The 16373-nt window shown below is 68.3% G+C and carries 16 protein-coding genes; 8 read left to right on the plus strand and 8 right to left on the minus strand.

Features of this window, described 5'->3' with window-relative positions:
• Nucleotides 1-5 precede the first annotated feature (5 nt).
• From E3O46_RS03540 to cspE, 3 genes are all read left to right on the plus strand, one after another.
• Nucleotides 6-3416: an error-prone DNA polymerase gene (locus E3O46_RS03540; protein WP_134561119.1), complete on the plus strand. Its 3411-nt coding sequence runs from the start codon at nucleotides 6-8 to the stop codon at nucleotides 3414-3416.
• Nucleotides 3417-3460: 44 nt separating this feature from the next.
• On the plus strand, nucleotides 3461-4297 hold the full coding sequence (locus tag E3O46_RS03545; protein WP_134561120.1) for a DUF3097 domain-containing protein: 837 nt from the start codon (nucleotides 3461-3463) through the stop codon (nucleotides 4295-4297).
• Nucleotides 4298-4553: 256 nt separating this feature from the next.
• Nucleotides 4554-4757, plus strand: coding sequence for a transcription antiterminator/RNA stability regulator CspE (cspE, locus tag E3O46_RS03550; protein WP_035840308.1), 204 nt, complete (start codon nucleotides 4554-4556; stop codon nucleotides 4755-4757).
• 133 nt (nucleotides 4758-4890) lie between these two features.
• On the opposite strand, the gene E3O46_RS03555 is transcribed toward cspE, so the two are convergent.
• The gene (locus tag E3O46_RS03555; protein WP_134446593.1) at nucleotides 4891-5478 is read right to left on the minus strand and encodes a TMEM175 family protein; all 588 of its coding nucleotides are present in this window, start codon (nucleotides 5476-5478) and stop codon (nucleotides 4891-4893) included.
• A gap of 119 nt (nucleotides 5479-5597) precedes the next feature.
• On the opposite strand from E3O46_RS03555, the gene E3O46_RS03560 reads away from it, so the two are divergent.
• On the plus strand, nucleotides 5598-6107 hold the full coding sequence (locus tag E3O46_RS03560) for a SixA phosphatase family protein (RefSeq protein ID WP_134446594.1): 510 nt from the start codon (nucleotides 5598-5600) through the stop codon (nucleotides 6105-6107).
• A gap of 15 nt (nucleotides 6108-6122) precedes the next feature.
• Here the strand turns inward: E3O46_RS03560 and E3O46_RS03565 are convergent, their stop codons facing one another.
• Both E3O46_RS03565 and E3O46_RS03570 read right to left on the minus strand, forming a co-directional pair.
• On the minus strand, nucleotides 6123-6602 hold the full coding sequence (locus tag E3O46_RS03565) for an Lrp/AsnC family transcriptional regulator (RefSeq protein WP_134446595.1): 480 nt from the start codon (nucleotides 6600-6602) through the stop codon (nucleotides 6123-6125).
• Nucleotides 6603-6712: 110 nt separating this feature from the next.
• Nucleotides 6713-8530: a DEAD/DEAH box helicase gene (locus E3O46_RS03570; protein ID WP_134446596.1), complete on the minus strand. Its 1818-nt coding sequence runs from the start codon at nucleotides 8528-8530 to the stop codon at nucleotides 6713-6715.
• A 58-nt stretch (nucleotides 8531-8588) separates the two neighbouring features.
• On the opposite strand from E3O46_RS03570, the gene E3O46_RS03575 reads away from it, so the two are divergent.
• Nucleotides 8589-9377, plus strand: coding sequence for an SGNH/GDSL hydrolase family protein (locus E3O46_RS03575; protein ID WP_134446597.1), 789 nt, complete (start codon nucleotides 8589-8591; stop codon nucleotides 9375-9377).
• A gap of 27 nt (nucleotides 9378-9404) precedes the next feature.
• On the opposite strand, the gene E3O46_RS03580 is transcribed toward E3O46_RS03575, so the two are convergent.
• Both E3O46_RS03580 and E3O46_RS03585 read right to left on the minus strand, forming a co-directional pair.
• Nucleotides 9405-10640 (minus strand): D-alanyl-D-alanine carboxypeptidase family protein, encoded by a 1236-nt coding sequence (locus tag E3O46_RS03580; protein ID WP_134561121.1) that lies wholly within the window; start codon nucleotides 10638-10640, stop codon nucleotides 9405-9407.
• 63 nt (nucleotides 10641-10703) lie between these two features.
• Nucleotides 10704-11504 carry a TrmH family RNA methyltransferase gene (locus tag E3O46_RS03585; RefSeq protein WP_134561122.1) on the minus strand — a complete coding sequence of 267 codons (801 nt, stop codon included), beginning with the start codon at nucleotides 11502-11504 and terminating at the stop codon, nucleotides 10704-10706.
• A 140-nt stretch (nucleotides 11505-11644) separates the two neighbouring features.
• Here E3O46_RS03585 and E3O46_RS03590 point away from each other — a divergent pair, with 140 nt between their 5' ends.
• Together E3O46_RS03590 and E3O46_RS03595 are read left to right on the plus strand one after the other, a co-directional pair.
• A complete protein-coding gene (locus E3O46_RS03590) occupies nucleotides 11645-12496 on the plus strand; it encodes a Sir2 family NAD-dependent protein deacetylase (protein WP_134561123.1) in 852 nt (283 codons plus the stop codon).
• 76 nt (nucleotides 12497-12572) lie between these two features.
• Complete coding sequence (locus tag E3O46_RS03595) at nucleotides 12573-13229, plus strand: histidine phosphatase family protein (protein WP_241975454.1); 657 nt, start codon at nucleotides 12573-12575, stop codon at nucleotides 13227-13229.
• Here E3O46_RS03595 and E3O46_RS03600 read toward each other — a convergent pair.
• A complete protein-coding gene (locus E3O46_RS03600) occupies nucleotides 13217-14302 on the minus strand; it encodes a glycosyltransferase family 4 protein (RefSeq protein WP_134561124.1) in 1086 nt (361 codons plus the stop codon). The genes E3O46_RS03595 and E3O46_RS03600 overlap by 13 nt on opposite strands.
• Nucleotides 14303-14345: 43 nt before the next feature.
• Nucleotides 14346-15245: an alpha/beta fold hydrolase gene (locus E3O46_RS03605; protein ID WP_134561125.1), complete on the minus strand. Its 900-nt coding sequence runs from the start codon at nucleotides 15243-15245 to the stop codon at nucleotides 14346-14348.
• An 81-nt stretch (nucleotides 15246-15326) separates the two neighbouring features.
• On the opposite strand from E3O46_RS03605, the gene E3O46_RS03610 reads away from it, so the two are divergent.
• Complete coding sequence (locus E3O46_RS03610; protein WP_134446604.1) at nucleotides 15327-16013, plus strand: exonuclease domain-containing protein; 687 nt, start codon at nucleotides 15327-15329, stop codon at nucleotides 16011-16013.
• A 108-nt stretch (nucleotides 16014-16121) separates the two neighbouring features.
• Here E3O46_RS03610 and E3O46_RS03615 read toward each other — a convergent pair whose 3' ends face one another.
• Nucleotides 16122-16373, minus strand: a complete 252-nt coding sequence (locus E3O46_RS03615) for a type B 50S ribosomal protein L31 (RefSeq protein ID WP_134446605.1) — start codon at nucleotides 16371-16373, stop codon at nucleotides 16122-16124.

The raw sequence follows: 16373 nt of genomic DNA on the forward strand, positions 1-16373 counted from the left end.
GACTGATGGGCTGGAGCAATCCCCCGATCCCGTGGTCCGAACTCGAGCGCGCCCTCTCCGACCGGCGCCGCCCCGGCGGTCCGCCCGCGGGAGCCGACGGCGGCGACAGCCCGGCGTGGTCGGGCAGGCGCAGGCCATACCGCCCGGCGGAGCCCGCCGTTCCGGCCGGCTCAACCACGCGGGCTGCCCTCGTGCCGTACGCCGAACTGCACGCGCACTCCAACTTCAGCTTCCTCGACGGCGCGAGTTCGCCGGAGGCCCTGCTCGAGGAGGCCTCGAGGCTCGGACTCTCCGCTCTCGCCCTGGCCGACCATGACGGGCTCTACGGCGCCGTGCGCCTCGCCGAGACGGCCGAGAGCTTTCCCAACCTGGCCACCATCTTCGGAGCAGAGCTGTCCCTCGGCCTCGGCGAGCCGCAGGCCGGCGTTCCCGACCCGGTCGGCTCCCACCTGCTCGTTCTCGCCCGCGGCCAGGCCGGCTACCATCGGCTCGCCGCCGCCCTCACGAGCGCCCATCTCGCGGGAGGCGAGAAGGGCCGTCCGGTCTACGACATCGAGGATCTCGCAGCCCAGGCCGACGGCACCTGGGCCGTGCTGACCGGATGCCGCAAGGGCGCCGTGCGCCGGGCTCTCGTCACAGGGGGGCCTGCTGCTGCGGCGAGGGAACTGGCCGGACTCGTGCGCCTCTTCGGCAGGGACAACGTCTTCGTGGAACTGTACGACCACGGCTACCCCGCGGACAGCGCCGGCAACGACGCCCTCGCGGGCCTCGCCGCTGACGCGGGCCTGCCGGTGCTCGCCACGAACGCCGTGCATTACGCAACGCCGGCAGGTTCCCGGCTCGCCTCCGCGCTCGCCGCCGTGCGCGCCCGGCGCAGCCTCGACCAGATGGACGGCTGGCTCCCCGGCTCCGACGGAGCGCACCTGCGCGGCGGCGCCGAAATGGCCGCCCGGTTCGCGCGCTATCCCGGCGCGGTCGCGAACACCGTTCCGCTCGCCGCCGAACTCGCCTTCTCGCTACGCCGGGCGCGCCCCCGCCTTCCCCGCCAGGATGTCCCTGCGGGGCACACACCGATGACCTGGTTGCGGTCCCTGGTCACGGACGGCGTCGCCGAGAAGTACCCGGGAGCTTCTCCGTCGGTGCTCGAACGCATCGAGAAGGAACTCGCGGTCATCGAGGCCAAGGACTTCCCCGGCTACTTCCTGATCGTGCACGACATCGTCCGGTTCGCGCGCAGCCGCGGCATCCTCTGTCAGGGCCGCGGCTCTGCGGCGAACTCGGCCGTCTGCTTCGTGCTCGGCATCACCGCGGTCGACTCCATCTTCTACCGGCTCCCCTTCGAACGCTTCCTGTCGAGCCTTCGCGACGAGGAGCCGGACATCGACGTCGACTTCGACTCCGACCGGCGCGAGGAGGTCATCCAGTACGTCTACGGCCGTTACGGCAGGCTCAACGCGGCCCAGGTAGCGAACGTCATCACCTACCGGCCGAAGGTCGCCGTGCGCGACATGTCCAAGGCGCTCGGCTTCAGCACGGGCCAGCAGGACGCCTGGTCCAAGCAGGTCGAGCGCTGGAGCGAATCCGTCTCGAGTCCGGAACACGACATCCCCCCGCTCGTGACCGACCTCGCCGAGCAGCTGCTCGGCTCCCCCAGGCACCTCGGCATCCACTCCGGCGGCATGGTCCTGACCGACCGCCCCGTCGGCGAGGTCTGCCCGATCGAGCCGGCCAGGATGGACAACCGGACAGTGCTGCAGTGGGACAAGGACGACTGCGCCTGGATGGGCCTGGTGAAGTTCGACCTGCTCGGACTCGGCATGCTCGCGGCCATCCAGTACACCTTCGACCTCACCGCAGAACACCTCGGCGAGACCTGGACCCTCGCGACCATCCCCCGCGAGGAAGCCGGCGTCTACGACCAGCTCTGCCGGGCGGACTCCGTCGGAGTCTTCCAGGTCGAGAGCCGCGCCCAGATGGGCACCCTGCCCCGCCTCCAGCCGCGCCGCTTCTACGACCTCGTCGTCGAGATCGCCCTGATCCGGCCGGGGCCCATCCAGGGCGGCGCCGTGCATCCCTACATCCGGCGCAAGCTCGGCCAGGAACCGGTGACGTACCTGCACCCGAAACTCGAGCCCGTGCTCGAACGCACACTCGGCATCCCGCTCTTCCAGGAGCAACTCATGCAGATGGCCATGGCCGTCGGCGGGTGCTCCGGCGAGGACGCCGACCTGCTCCGTCGCGCGATGGGATCCAAGCGCGGCATCGAGAAGATCTCCACCCTCCGCGACCGGCTCTACGCCGGGATGGCGTCGAACGGCATCACCGGGGACGTGGCCGACACGATCTACGCTAAGATCGAGGCCTTCGCCAACTTCGGCTTCGCGGAGAGCCACTCGATCAGCTTCGCCCTGCTCGTGTACGCGAGCGCCTGGTTGCGCCTGCACTACCCCGGCGCCTTCCTGGCCGCCCTCCTCCGCGCCCAGCCGATGGGCTTCTACTCTCCGCAGTCGCTCGTCGCGGACGCCCGCCGCCACGGCGTCACCGTGCTCCGTCCGGACATCCTCCGATCGGGCGCCGACGCGGGCCTCGAAACCACCGACGGTCCCCCGACAGTTCGCCGTTCGGTGTGCCTGTGCCCAGAGCAGCCTCCGGTGCCGCCCTTCGACCGAGCTGTTCCGCCGGACTGGGCAGACCACCGCAGGGACGGCGACTTCGCGGTGCGCCTCGGCCTGGCCGAGGTCTCCGGCATCGGCGGCGACCTGGCGGGCCGCATCGTCGCAGAGCGCGGCCTCAACGGGCCGTACCTGTCGATGGCGGATGCCGCGGGGCGGGTCGGCCTGAACACGGAACAGCTCGAGGCGCTCGCCGCCGCCGGTGCTTTCTCCGGTCTCGGGCTCGAACCGCGGACCGCGCTGTGGACGGCCGGAGAGGCGGCGACCGAACGACCGAACCACCTCAGCGGAACCGCCGTCACCGTGCAGCCGCCTCTGCTCGACCTGCTCAGCCCCGTCGAACAGGTCGTCTATGATCTCTGGGCAACCGGCATCTCCCCGGACGACCATCCGATCAGCCACGCGCGCGCGGGCCTGGCCGCACGCGGTGCCCTTCCGATCGACCGGCTTCCCGCCGCCGAGTCCGGACGCCGGATCCAGGTCGGCGGCGTCGTCACCCACCGGCAGCGCCCGTCGACCGCCGGCGGGGTGACCTTCCTCAATATCGAGGATGAAACCGGGACTCTCAACGTCATCGCCGGAATCGGCGTCTGGAACCGCTACCGAAGAATCGCGAGGGAATCGCCCGCGCTCGTGGTGCGCGGCATCCTGGAGCGTTCCCCGGAGGGCGTCACGAATCTCCTCGCCGACAAATTCGAAACCCTCACCCTCGCGGCGCCGACGACCTCCCGGGATTTCCGCTGAGAGAGCCGTCCCTCTCCCGTGGGTCTTCGGCTAACGTCGAACGGGTGAATGACGATCGATACGGACAGGACGCCCTGAGGCCGGGCTGGCGCGAGGTGGGACGGAAGGTCATCCCGACCCACGACGCCGTCCGCGACCTCGTCGTCGAAGAAGTCGCCACGGGGTTCTGCGGCGCCATCGTGCGCCTCGAGAAGCAGATCGTGACCCTCGAGGACCGGCACGGCGCGCTCCGGCTCTTTCCCCTCGGCTCAGCGTTCCTGATCGACGGGGAGCCCGTCAGGCTCGTCGTGCCCGCCAGGGCGGCCCAGCAACGCGCCCGGACGGCATCCGGTTCCCTGGCCATGGCCGCGACCCGCGCGCGGGTCGCCCGCGGCAGCCGGATCTTCGTCGAGGGTCGGCACGACGCCGAACTCGTCGAGAAGGTCTGGGGCGCCGACCTCCGGATCGAGGGCGTCGTCGTCGAATACCTCGAGGGAGTCGACAACCTCGAGGAACTCCTCACCGAATTCGGCCCGGGACCAGGCAGGAAGGTCGGCGTGCTCGTCGACCACCTCGTACCAGGGTCCAAGGAGAGCCGGATCGCCGGGAACGTCGCTCGTGGCCCGCACGGGCGGAGCGTCCTCGTGGTCGGGCACCCCTACGTCGACGTCTGGCAGGCCGTCAAACCCGAGCGACTCGGGATGAAGGACTGGCCGACGATCCCCCGCACGGTCGAGTGGAAACACGGGATCTGCGAGCACCTGGGCTGGCCGCACGAGGACCAGGCCGACATCGCCAGGGCCTGGCAACGCATCCTGGGCCGGGTCCGGTCGTATGCCGACCTCGAGGCCGCATTCCTCGGCAGGGTCGAACAGCCCATCGACTTCGCGACCGTCGATTGACAGGTGGGCTGAATACCGCCCCTGTTCGGGCGAAATATTCATAAAACGTAACGGTTATGACTCGAATTCGCCCCAAATCCGGTTCTTACCGAGCGAAGTGGTCTAGTCTTGTCCCAGTAGTTGTAGTGCTTGCACGTCTTAAAACGCACGGACTTCGGTCCATGCGGCGTATTCCTTTCGGAAGCGGACGACGAATACCGCGACGAACGGCCCCGACAGTCGGGGTCGGTCTAACACTCCTGGAGGAGTTTCAAAAATGGCAACAGGTACCGTGAAATGGTTCAACGCTGAAAAGGGCTTCGGATTCATTGCTCCCGACGACGGAAGCGCCGACGTGTTCGCGCACTACTCCGCGATCGCTTCCAATGGCTACAAGTCCCTCGACGAGAACCAGAAGGTCGAGTTCGAGGTAACCCAGGGCCCCAAGGGTCCCCAGGCCGAGAACATCCGCGCCCTCTGATTCTGCTCAGTGCTGAATCAGCACACTGCTTGAACTGCGTCTGACCGAGGTCATTCGCCCAGAGAGCTCCAGTAATGCCCCCGCTTCGGCGGGGGCATTACTTCGTTAAGCCGAAGCTTTTCTCGCCGCCGCCCTAGTCTGCGCGGCCGTCTCCGACGAAACGCTCGACCCGCCGGTCCGGCACCAGCCAGATGAGTGCGGCGATCGCGAAAACGCCCATGGACACGAGCGGCTGCACCAGGGCGAGCAGAATCCCGGCCAGGTAGATGAAGGGCGAGCCCTTGCCCTTCCAGTCCCGTCCGAGGGCCGTGGCGAGGGCTCCGTCGGCGCCCTGGTAACGGATCAGGGTCCGCTGCAGGATGTAGAACGCCACGGCGGCCAGGAGCAGCGTGAACCCGTAGACCATGACCGGGACCTCGGCGAAGCCGGACTCGTCGCTCCACCTCGTAGCGAAGGGGAACAGGGAGAGCCAGAACAAGAGGTGCAGGTTCGCCCAGAGGATGCCGCCGTTCACGCCGGAGGCGAGGCGCAACAAGTGGTGGTGGTTGTTCCAGTAGATCCCGATGTAGAGGAAACTCAGCAGGTAACTGAACAGCGTGGGCAGGATGGTCACGAGCCCCTGCCAGGTCGGTTCCTCCGGGACCCGGATTTCGAGCACCATGATCGTGATGATGATGGCGAGCACGCCATCGCTGAACGCTTCCAGCCTGTTCTTGGTCATGTGCCTCCGGTCCCTGTCGTCCGTTCAGGTGCGCTGAGGGCATCATCCCAGATTCCGTTCGCCCTGTCAGGAGCCGGATTTCGCACAACCTGTCCGGCCGTCGGTGGCAGACTCAGGGTATGAGTGAGCGCACCCTGATCCTGCTGCGGCACGCCAAGTCCGACTGGTCCGGCGAGGTCTCCGACCTCGAGCGCCCGCTCGCCGAACGGGGACTGCGCCAGGCGCCGCTCGCCGGAGCGTGGCTCGCCCGCAATATCGGGCACATCGATCTCGCGGTCGTCTCCCCCGCGCACCGCGCTCGCAGCACCTGGGAAATCGCCGAGGGTGAACTGACGGAATCGCCGCCGACCGTGGTCGACAGCCGCGGCTATGCGGCATCCGCCGACGAACTGCTCGACGTCGTCAGGGAGCTTCCCGACGAGGACCACACGGTCGTTCTCGTCGTGCACAATCCCGGGATCACCGGCCTCGCCGAACTCCTCACCGGAACGTGGATACCGATGCCGACCAGCACCCTCGCCGTGCTGGGCCTGGCCGGACCGTGGTCTGACGCCGGCAGGCGACCGGCCGAGATCCTGGCGACCGGGCGCCCGCCGGAAGACTTTCCGCACCGTCACCGCGCTCAGTGAGGGGACGGTCGTCGACTAGTTGACGAGGTCCTGCCAGCCGTCACCGTCGACGTACTCGAAAATGAGGTTGGTCTCGGTGTGCGCGACAGCAGGATGCTCGGCGAGATGTTCGAGCACGAAGTCACGCAGCGCGGACGCGTTCGCCGCCGCGACGTGCAGGAGGTAGTCGTCGGCCCCCGCGGTGTGGAAGAGACCGATGACGCCGGGCCAGTGCGGAGCGGCATTACGGAAGTCGTCGATCTGCACCCGGGCGTGTTTGACGAGCCGCACCGAAATGAGCGCCTGCAGGGAGGCTCCGAGGGCTGCGAGGTCGATGTTCGCCCGGTACCCGCGGATGTGGCCCAGCTGCTGGAGCCGGCGCAACCGGAGCGACACGGTTGACTCGGCGACACCGATCTCGGCAGCCAGTGCGGCGCCGGAGGCTCGCGCGTTGACCGAGAGGGCCTTCAGCAATGCCCGGTCGACCCTGTCGATTTCGGCTTTCTTCGGTTCCATCAGTCACACTCTTTCGTCCCTAAGAGCTTATGCGACGAATCATTCCTTGACGCAAGGGTCTGCGCCCTGACCGGGTAACGATCGAGGATCGATCGCGCGAGGCGGTGGCTTCAGCTGCGGCCGAGGCGGCGACGCAGCAAGTCGATCCGGTTCTGCAGCTGGGTCACGCTCGCCTGGGCAACTGCGGGTCCCCCGCAGACCCGCCGTAGTTCGGCGTGTACGATCCCGTGCGGCTCATTCGCGAGTTTCGACCACATGCCCACGAGACTCGCGAGCAAGGTCCGCTGTTCCTTGAGGGTGCGGTAAAGCGGCGGCGGTTCCTCGGGGGCGATCTCGCCCGTGACCGGGTTCTTTCGCCGGTCGGTCGACCGTTTGGCCTGGCGGGACTGCCGTTGCCGGAGCAGCTCAGAAACCTGTTCCGGCTCGAGGAGTCCGGGGATGCCGATGAAGTCGAATTCCTCGTCCGTTCCCGGTTCGGCGAGTTGGCCGAACTCGTCGCCGTCGAACATGACCATGTCGAAGGTCGCCTGGGAGTCGATCGCCTGCCAGGTGAACTCGTCCTCGCCGAGTCCGTCCGACCCCTTCTCGTCCCGGTTCGCCGCGGCGACCATCGCGTCTTCGGGGTTGTACATCCCGTCGTCGCCGTCGTCCCTGTTGCTCCGGTCGAGCGCGTGGTCGCGTTCGAGTTCGAGGGCGTTGGCGAGGCTCAGCAGGCTCGGCACGTTGGGCAGGAAGATCGAGGCCGTCTCGCCGCGCCGTCTGGCGCGCACGAAGCGGCCGATGGCCTGCGCGAAGAACAGGGGTGTCGATGCGCTCGTCGCGTAGACGCCGACGGCGAGCCGGGGAACGTCGACACCCTCTGACACCATCCGGACGGCGACCATCCAACGCCGGGTGTTCTTCGAGAACTCGTCGATCCGGTCGCTCGACTCCTTCTCGTCAGAAAGCACGACGGTCACCGGTTCCCCGGAGATCTCCTCGAGGATGGTGGCATACGCGCGTGCGGCTGACTGGTCCGTTGCGATGACGAGGCCGCCGGCGTCCGGGATGCCGTGCCGGACCTGGGTGAGGCGCGAGTCAGCGGCGCGCAGCACGGCGGGGATCCACTGCCCGGTCGGCTCGAGCGCCGTACGCCAGGCCTGGCTCGTGATGTCCTTGGTGTTGCCCTCGCCGAGTTTGGCTTCCATCTCGTCGCCGGCACGCGTGCGCCACTTCATGTGCCCGGCGTAGACCATGAACATGACCGGGCGCACGACGCCGTCGGCAAGGGCGCGACCGTAGCCGTAGTTGTAGTCACTCTGCGAGAGACGGATGCCGTGCTCGTCCGGCAGGTAGCTGACGAAGGGGATGGGCGAGGTGTCTGACCGGAACGGGGTCCCGGTCAGGGAGAGGCGGCGGGTCGCCGGTTCGAAGGCCTCCCGGATCGCATCGCCCCAGCTGAGGGCGTCGCCCCCGTGGTGCACCTCGTCGAGGATGACGAGGGTGCGGCTGGACTGGGTGAGCTCGCGGTGCAGGGCGGCCCGGCTGGCGACCTGAGCGTACGTGACGGCGACACCGTGGAAGTGGTTGCCGTAACGCCCGTCCGCGTTCTTGAACGAGGGGTCGAGGCGGATGCCCGCGCGAGCGGCGGCATCCGCCCACTGGCGCTTGAGGTGTTCGGTCGGGGCTACGACGGTGATGCGGTCGATCAGGTGCCGCGCACGAAGCTCGGAGGCGAGCCGCAGTGCGAACGTGGTCTTGCCTGCTCCCGGTGTCGCGGCGGCGAGGAAGTCACGGGGCTGGTGCACGAAATAGGCGGCCAAGGCCTCTTCCTGCCAGGCGCGCAGCTTGGTCGCGGTACCCCAGGCGGCCCGGCCGGGGAACGACGGGGACAGGTGTTCGGCTGCACTCGTTCCCTGGTTCGGTTCGAACGCTGCTGAGGTAGTCACTTCAATAGAACCTAGCAAGGTGAACCGACAGTTTCGTGCAAACGAGGAGAATGGACTGATGACAACGCCATTGCATCCCTGGTCGCGGTACGTAGCCGTCGGCGATTCCTTCACGGAGGGTGTCGGGGATCCCGAGCCCGCGTGCCCGGGAGGATTCCGCGGCTGGTCAGACCGCGTCGCCGAGGTACTCAGCCAGGGCTCGACGGACTTCGCGTATGCGAATCTCGCCGTGCGCGGCAAACTGATCCGGCAGGTCATGGACGAGCAGCTGGAGCAGGCCCTCGACGTGCATCCGGACCTGATCACCTTCTCGGCAGGCGGCAACGACGTGATCCGACCGGGGTCAGACCCCGACGAGATCGCCGCCCGGTGCGATGAGGCCGTGCGCCTGCTCAGCCGCGACGGAGCCACGATCGTGCTGTTCACGGGCGCCGATGTCGGGTTCGCCCCGGTCTTCCGCGGGATCCGCGGCAAGATCGCGATCTACAACGAGAACATCCGTGCCGTCGCTGCGCGCTACGACTGCGTCGTCGCCGACCTGTGGGCCCTCACCGAGATCCAGGACGCACGGATGTGGGCGCCCGACCGGCTGCACCTGAACGCCCTCGGACATCACACCGTCGCCCGGATGGTGCTTGACGTGCTCAACGTGCCCAACAGTCTCGAACCCTCCGAGCCCGAGCCGTTGCCCGCGCAGACCTGGCGCCAGGCGCGCAGCGAGGACATGGTCTGGGCGCGGGAGTATCTCGTGCCGTGGGTGCTGCGCCGCATCAGGCACCAGTCGTCCGGGGACCACGTGCTGCCCAAACGCCCGGAGGCCGGGCCGTTCCGCCAGGCCGTCAAGTAGCCCAGCTCTTCACACAGCGCAGAGGCGTCAGCGGGACGCGAGCAGTTCGCCAGGGTGCGTGAAGCGCCAGCCGGGTCCGGGATCGCTGAGTGTGCCGTCCAGCACCAGGGGCACACTGATCTTCTGGGTGCCGACCACGAAGTCGAGAGACCCGACGGCGTCTCCGTCCGAGCCGACCCCGACCGAACGGGCCGTTGCGACGCCCGTGACGGCCGTGTCAGACCAGACGAGGGCGGATGCCTTCTCGGCGGCCACGACCGAACCGTTCTGCCCCCAGACGCTCGCGTACGCTCCATAGGACGCACCGGCTTCGGTCAGGGTGACCTCACGGAAGCCGGGTTTGACGCTCTCGATGAGCCGCCCGATGTCGGCGTCGAGGGTGTCGTGGGTGGTCCCGCCGAGCAGGACCCCGACGAGGGTCACGGTCGTGTCTCCGACGGTGAAGTCCGCGGAGAAGAGCAGGCACGCGCCGGCTTCGTCCGTCGTCCCGGTCTTGATGCCGTCGACACCGTGCTCGCCGAGCATCTCGTTGGTGTTGGTCACCGTCCCGATCGTCGGCAGCGTGGCCGTCTTCTCCGAGACGATCGAGGCGAGCGCCGGGTTCTTCAGCACGAGTTTGCCGATCTCGACGAGGTCGGCCGGCGTGCTGGCGCTCAGCGGCGAAATCCCGCTCGTGTCCGCGATCGTGGTCCCGGTCAGGCCATGGTCGGTGAGCCAGGCCCTGGCGACCTTCAGATACGCGTCGACAGAACCGAACGCCCAGTTCGCGAGGGTGATGCTGTAGTTGTTCGCGGAGGGCAGCAGCATGCCCTCGAGGGCCTGGCGCTGGCTCAGCACCATCCCGGACACGACGGGGGCGACCGAGCCGTCCTGGGCGAGCACGTCGTAGTAGATCTGCACATCGGCGTCGGTGAACTTCACGTCGGGACCGGCCTCGGTGGCCGCGAGCGGCTTCGCCTCGAGCAGCACGAGGGAGGTGACCATCTTGGTGATGCTCGCGATCGGCACGGCGGCCTGGCTGCCGTTGGAGCCGAGCACCCCGTCGTAGCCCACGGCGCCGATCGCGCCCTCCCCGATTCCCGGCCATTTCATTGCCGTCGCCGGCTGGGTGAGCGCGGCAGGCTGCGTGAGCGTCGCTGACGACGCTGGAAGTGCTGCGGCACTCGTTGTCGCGAAGTAGCCCCCGAGGAGGATCACGACGAGCAGGCCCCCGAGGACCGCGAATCGGCGACGCAGGATGGTGGAACGACTCGCGGAAGGCATCCGCTCACTTTACCGATCCACGGATAGGGAAACGCTGGACACCGCGGCGCGGCGCAGTCCCGGTCAGCGCAGCGCGTACAGTGCGACCGCGCTCGCGGATGCGACGTTGAGCGAGTCGACGCCGTGCAGCATCGGGATCGTGACGACCGTGTCCGCGACAGAGAGCGCCTGCCTGCTGAGCCCGTCGCCCTCGGCGCCGAGCACGATCGCGAGCCGCTCCGGCGGGTCGATCGCGAAGTCGTCGAGGCTCACCGCGTTGTCCGCGAGGGCGAGTGCTGCGAGGTGGAAGCCGGCTTCGTGCAGCAGAGGAACGGCTTCGTCCCACTCGGGGAGCCGGGTCCAGGGCACCTGAAGCACCGTGCCCATGCTCACGCGCACGCTGCGCCGGTAGAGCGGGTCGGCGCAGCGCGGGGTGATCAGAACGGCGTCGGCGCCGAGTCCGGCGACCGAGCGGAAGATAGCGCCGACGTTGGTGTGGTCGACGATGTCCTCGAGGATCACGATCCGGCGGGCGCCCCTGACCAGATCGGACACCGGCGCGAGCACGGGTCGGTGCATCGCGGCGAGTGCCCCCCTGTGCAGGTTGTACCCGGTCAGTTCTTCGAGCACGGATGCCGCGCCGACGTAGATCGGCACGTCCGGCCAGTCGGCGAGCAGTTCGAGGGCGTCGGGCAGCCACTGCTCCTGCAGGAGCACCGAGCGGGGGCGATGTCCGGCCTCGAGGGCGCGCGCGATGACCTTGGTCGACTCGGCGATGTACAGGCCGCCCGCCGGTTCGGACTTCCGCCGGAGTGCGACATCCGTGAGCTGGGAGTAGTCGGCAAGACCGGGAAGGTCGAGGGAGTCGATGGGGATGATCTGCACGGTGATTTGCCTTTCGAAGGAGAACACGTCCAGACTGCCAGTTGTCTCACCCGGTCACGTACTCGAGGTCACGTACCCGTGTTCTGTAACAAGGACGAAAACTGGCCAGCTTAGACTCGGAGTGGACAGGACGGAGCGTTATGACCACCGAGACGATTCCCGTCGCGGGCGAGGTTTCGGCCGACACCCTTGACACGGTCGCCGAACTCCTGCGCGGAAAGCGTGCTGCGGTGCTGACCGGCGCCGGGCTCAGCACGGATTCGGGCATCCCCGACTATCGGGGGAAGGGCGCGCCGGTCCGCACCCCGATGAACTATCAGACCTTCATCGACGACCCCAGGGCCCGGGTCAGGTACTGGGCGGGCAGCCACCTCGGCTGGCGTCGGTTCCGCGCAGCTGAGCCGAACCTCGGGCACCGTTCGCTCGTCGCCCTCGAGGCCCATGGTGTCATCTCCGGCGTGATCACCCAGAACGTCGACGGGCTGCACACCAGGGCCGGTTCCCGCCACGTCGTCGACCTGCATGGCTCGATGGATCTCGTCGTCTGCCTCGGCTGCGGCCAGGCCTTCGACAGGGAGAGCATCGCGGCCCGCCTCGAAGCCGACAACCCGTCCCTGCGGCGGCTGGACTCCGCCCGTCTCGCACCGGACGGTGACGCCGACGTCACCGACCTCACGGGCTTCGTCATCCCCGCGTGCACGGTCTGCGGCGGGATGCTCAAACCCAACGTGGTCTTCTTCGGCGAGCTCGTGCCGACGGTCAAGTTCGTCGAGGCCACCGCCCTCGTCGCCGGGGCCCAGGCGCTCATCGTCGCCGGATCGTCTCTCGCGGTGAATTCGGGCATCCGACTGCTCGAACAGGCCCGCCGGCGCAAACTGCCGATTATCGTCATCAATCGGGGCGTGACCAAGGGAGACGCGCGCGCACTGGTTAAGCTGGAAGCCGGCACCTCCGAGGTGCTGGCCGGGCTCGCCGAACGCCTCACGGGGTAGAGGAGGTCCTGGTCGCCAGACGGGACAGCGCCAGACAGGACAGCGCAGACAGGGGCCACGCGAGACCATGCACCGGTTGCAGACCAGGCTTTCGATCGTCCGACACGGCCAGACCGACTGGAACCTCGCCACCCGGATCCAGGGCCGCACCGACATCCCACTGAACTCGACGGGACGGGCCCAGGCCGCCGAGACCGGCCTGCGGCTCCTCAAGCGCAGCCGCGCGGGGTTGGCGCCCAGCCTCGACGGCGGCCTGACCGAGAGCTCCGCCGCCTGGGAGAAGATCGTCTCGAGCCCGCTCGACCGGGCCGCGGAAACCGCCCGCATCATCGCGGGGGAACTCGGCCTGCCGCGGCCGGAGATCATCGACGACCTCACCGAGCGTCACCACGGCCACATCGAGGGCCTCACGTTCGCAGAACGGCAGCGCCAGTTCCCGAACGGGATGCCGGTGCCCGGCCTCGAGTCGCGCCAACAGGTCCTCGACAGGGTGCTTCCGGCCCTCGGCCGCGTGGCCGAGGAGTTCCCGGGTGACGCGGTACTCGTGGTCTGCCACGGCGGCGTGATCGGAACCCTGATCCGCTACCTGACCGCCGGCGTGCGCCCGCACCCCGACGAGATCATCGCCAACGGATCCGTCCACGACTTCCTCTGGACCGACGGCCGGCTCGAGCTCGAGCACTTCGACGCGACGATCCGCGGTTTAGCGGAGAACACGCACTACTCGGGCTGAGCGGTCTCCCGGATCGCGCGGAGCAGGATCTGCGCGGAGTCCGCCCAGTTGTACCGGGCGGCCTGGTCGATGGCGAGCCCTGAGCGCTTCGCCCACTCCCCCGGTTCGTCGAGCTGGTGCACGGCAGCCGCGAGCCCCCCGGCGTCGCGCGGTTCGAAGTAGAGCGCGGCCTCACCGCCGATCTCCCGGAAGATCGGAATGTCGCTCACGACGACCGGGATCCCGAGGCTCATCGATTCGACGAGGGGGATCCCGAAGCCCTCGTCGAGGGACGCGGTCACCAGGGCCGTCGCCGAATCGAGCAGGGACACGTACTCCGCGTCGGAGACGCCGTCGTGGAAAACGATCCGCGCTCCGGGGGCGAGCCCCTGCAGGCGGGCCTTCTCCGTGTCACCGATCCGGCTGAGCAGGTGCAGGTCATGGCCGGAAAGGTCAGCGAGGGCGCGCACGAGCGTGTCGACGTTCTTGTACGGCATGAACGAGCCCATGTAGACGAGGCTGCCCGTTGCCGGCCCGGTGCGACGCACGCCCGTCCCTGCGCCTGCCGCCTCGCCGAGGGCACCGGCGGCGTTGGGGACGACCGTGATGGGCTTGCGGGTGAGGCGGTGCTTCAGCATGAGTGCCCGTGTCGTCTCGGAGACCGTGACGACACCGTCAGCGCGGTTCAGCAGCATCCGCTGGGGCCACCAGGACAGGTGGTAGAACCGCCAGAGCAGCCGGATGAAGGCGGGCAGGTCGCGCGGGGGTGTGCGGTTGCGATAGTAGATCAGGTCGTGGACGGTGAGCAGCAGTCTGTAGTTGCGGCCCCACGAACCCATGGTCTGCATCGGGCTGAAGACGACGTCGGGGTGCAGCCGGTTGACGCGGAGGGCGACGAGGGGCTCGCGGATGCTCGTGGGCGCGTTCACGAGCTGCCACGGGAGCGCGGGGAGCATCGCGAGTTGCCTGTGGTCGCTGATGAGCATCGTCACGGCGTGCAGCCGGCTCAGCTCGGTGACGAGTTCGGAGGTGTAGCGGCTGATGCCGTCGTGCCGGTCGAACCGGGTGTAGCGGCAGTCGAAAACGATCCTCATGCTGTCAACTCGATCCTGCTTGGGCCGATCATGCCGGGGCCGATCATGCCGACGCCGCCTCGTCGAGGAAGCGGCGCAGCTGTTCTGCCGCTTCGGCGGGAACTTCGTAGTGGATGAGGTGCCCGACGTTGGGGATGACATAGAGACGGGCGTCCGGGAACAGCGCGTGCAGCCGGTACTGGGCCTCGACGGGGGTGATGTCGTCCTTGTCCGCCGCGATCAGCAGGGTGCGTTGCGGAATGCGCGCGGCGAATTCACTCACGTCGCTTCCGACGGACGCGCGGAAGGCTTCGAGCACGACCCGGCGATCGGAGAAGGCGGAGAAATACCGGTCGTGCTGGTTGTGGATCCAGCGGCGCAGGGCGGGGTCACGGGTCTTGGCCATCGCGATGCTCATCACCCGCACGATGACGCGGTTGCGGAGCAGGGCGAAGCCGAGCCGCTCCGGTAGGGCGGCCGCTGACCAGTAGTAGAACACCGCGAGGCGGGTGAGGATTCCGCGGGGACCGGACAGGGCCGGCGCCGCGATCGGGTTGACGAGCACGACGACATCCGCGGGCAGTCCGCCCGCGACGGCGGAGGCCACGATGATCGAGCCGAACGAGTGCCCGAGGATCACGGTGCGCCCGGTCGGGGCGACCGCCGAGACGAAGCCCCTGAGCCACTCCGAGTAGCCGGGCACGTCGTGTCCCAGGGTCGTGAGCGCCGCCGATTCGCCGAAGCCTGGCAGGTCTGGCGAGAGGATGCGATACCCCGCGAGCTGGGCGACGACGGGCTCGAGGCCGTGGTGGTCGCCGCGGAAGCCGTGCACCATCACGATCGTCGTCGTCGCTGCCGGATCCCCGTACTCCCAGTAGCGGGTGTCGGTCCCGAGCACCGGGACGGTGTGAACGCTCACCGGGATCCGGGCGAGCTGGGCGTCGTATGGCGAAGGAACAATCATCCCCTCCAGTTTACGCAGGACTCGCGCGACGGGGCGGCGTCGACGCCCGGGGATGTCGGCGGTCGGCCCTAGGCTGGCCCCATGAGCAACTGGAGTGACACCCTCGCCGTCTTCGACCTCGAAACGACCGGAATCGACGTGGAGACGAGTCGCATCGTCTCGGCGACGGTGGCCGTGATCGATGTCTCAGGGGCCGTCGTCGAGCGCATCGACTGGCTGCTCGACCCCGGCATCGAGATCCCCGAGCAGGCGACCAACGTGCACGGCATCACGACGGCCCAGGCCGTTGCGAACGGGCGCGCCGCCGGCGAAGGTGTCACCGAGATCGTCGCGACCATCCGGGAACTGCTCAGCAGGGGCCTTCCGATCGTGGCATACAACGCGCCGTACGACCTCTCCCTGCTCAACCGGGAGGCCATCCGCTACGGGGTCGCACCACTCGTGTCGCCCTCCCCCGTCGTCGACCCGCTGGTCATCGACAAGCAGGTGGACCGCTACCGCAAGGGCAAGCGCACCCTCGAGGTCACGAGCGCCTACTACGGGGTGTCCCTCGACGACGCCCATGACGCCGGTGCGGACGCGATCGCCGCGGGCAGGGTCGCCCAGGCCATCGCGAAGGCCCACGTCGCCGTGCTGCCGGGCACGGTCGCCGAACTGCACGAGCTGCAGGTGCAGTGGTCCATGCAGCAGGCCGAGCGCTTCCAGGACTACATGCGCCGCGAACGCGACCCGAAGTTCGTCGCGAGCGGCGCGTGGCCCGAGCGGTAACGCGAGCAGCACCGCAGGCATCCGCGCGGGGTACGGAACGCGGGGTACAGAAAAGGCGAGCAGCCGTGGCTGCTCGCCTTTCGTGTATCGCGCTCGAGTGCGTCGGTCTTATTTGCCGAAGCCCTTGTAGCGGGAGTTGAACTTCTCCACGCGTCCGGCGGAGTCCATGATGCGCTGCTTGCCCGTGTAGAACGGGTGCGACTCAGAGGAGATTTCCACGTCGATGACGGGGTAGGTGGATCCGTCTTCCCACTCGATCGTCTTGGCGCTCGAGACCGTCGAACGGGTCAGGAAGGTCGCACCCGACGCGAGGTCGCGGAAGACCACGGGGGCATATGTGGGGTGGATGTCAGACTTCAT

The organism is Cryobacterium glucosi (genome assembly GCF_004402235.1).
Taxonomy (GTDB): Bacteria; Actinomycetota; Actinomycetes; order Actinomycetales; family Microbacteriaceae; genus Cryobacterium; species Cryobacterium glucosi.

What these genes read in the sequence shown, in the direction of transcription:
- E3O46_RS03540 (WP_134561119.1), top strand. Translation starts at nt 6, where the DNA reads ATGGGCTGGAGCAATCCCCCGATCCCGTGGTCCGAACTCGAGCGCGCC.
- cspE (WP_035840308.1), top strand. Translation starts at nt 4,554, where the DNA reads ATGGCAACAGGTACCGTGAAATGGTTCAACGCTGAAAAGGGCTTCGGA.
- E3O46_RS03555 (WP_134446593.1), bottom strand. Translation starts at nt 5,478, where the DNA reads ATGACCAAGAACAGGCTGGAAGCGTTCAGCGATGGCGTGCTCGCCATC.
- E3O46_RS03560 (WP_134446594.1), top strand. Translation starts at nt 5,598, where the DNA reads ATGAGTGAGCGCACCCTGATCCTGCTGCGGCACGCCAAGTCCGACTGG.
- E3O46_RS03565 (WP_134446595.1), bottom strand. Translation starts at nt 6,602, where the DNA reads ATGGAACCGAAGAAAGCCGAAATCGACAGGGTCGACCGGGCATTGCTG.
- E3O46_RS03575 (WP_134446597.1), top strand. Translation starts at nt 8,589, where the DNA reads ATGACAACGCCATTGCATCCCTGGTCGCGGTACGTAGCCGTCGGCGAT.
- E3O46_RS03580 (WP_134561121.1), bottom strand. Translation starts at nt 10,640, where the DNA reads ATGCCTTCCGCGAGTCGTTCCACCATCCTGCGTCGCCGATTCGCGGTC.
- E3O46_RS03590 (WP_134561123.1), top strand. Translation starts at nt 11,645, where the DNA reads ATGACCACCGAGACGATTCCCGTCGCGGGCGAGGTTTCGGCCGACACC.
- E3O46_RS03600 (WP_134561124.1), bottom strand. Translation starts at nt 14,302, where the DNA reads ATGAGGATCGTTTTCGACTGCCGCTACACCCGGTTCGACCGGCACGAC.
- E3O46_RS03605 (WP_134561125.1), bottom strand. Translation starts at nt 15,245, where the DNA reads ATGATTGTTCCTTCGCCATACGACGCCCAGCTCGCCCGGATCCCGGTG.
- E3O46_RS03610 (WP_134446604.1), top strand. Translation starts at nt 15,327, where the DNA reads ATGAGCAACTGGAGTGACACCCTCGCCGTCTTCGACCTCGAAACGACC.
- E3O46_RS03615 (WP_134446605.1), bottom strand. Translation starts at nt 16,373, where the DNA reads ATGAAGTCTGACATCCACCCCACATATGCCCCCGTGGTCTTCCGCGAC.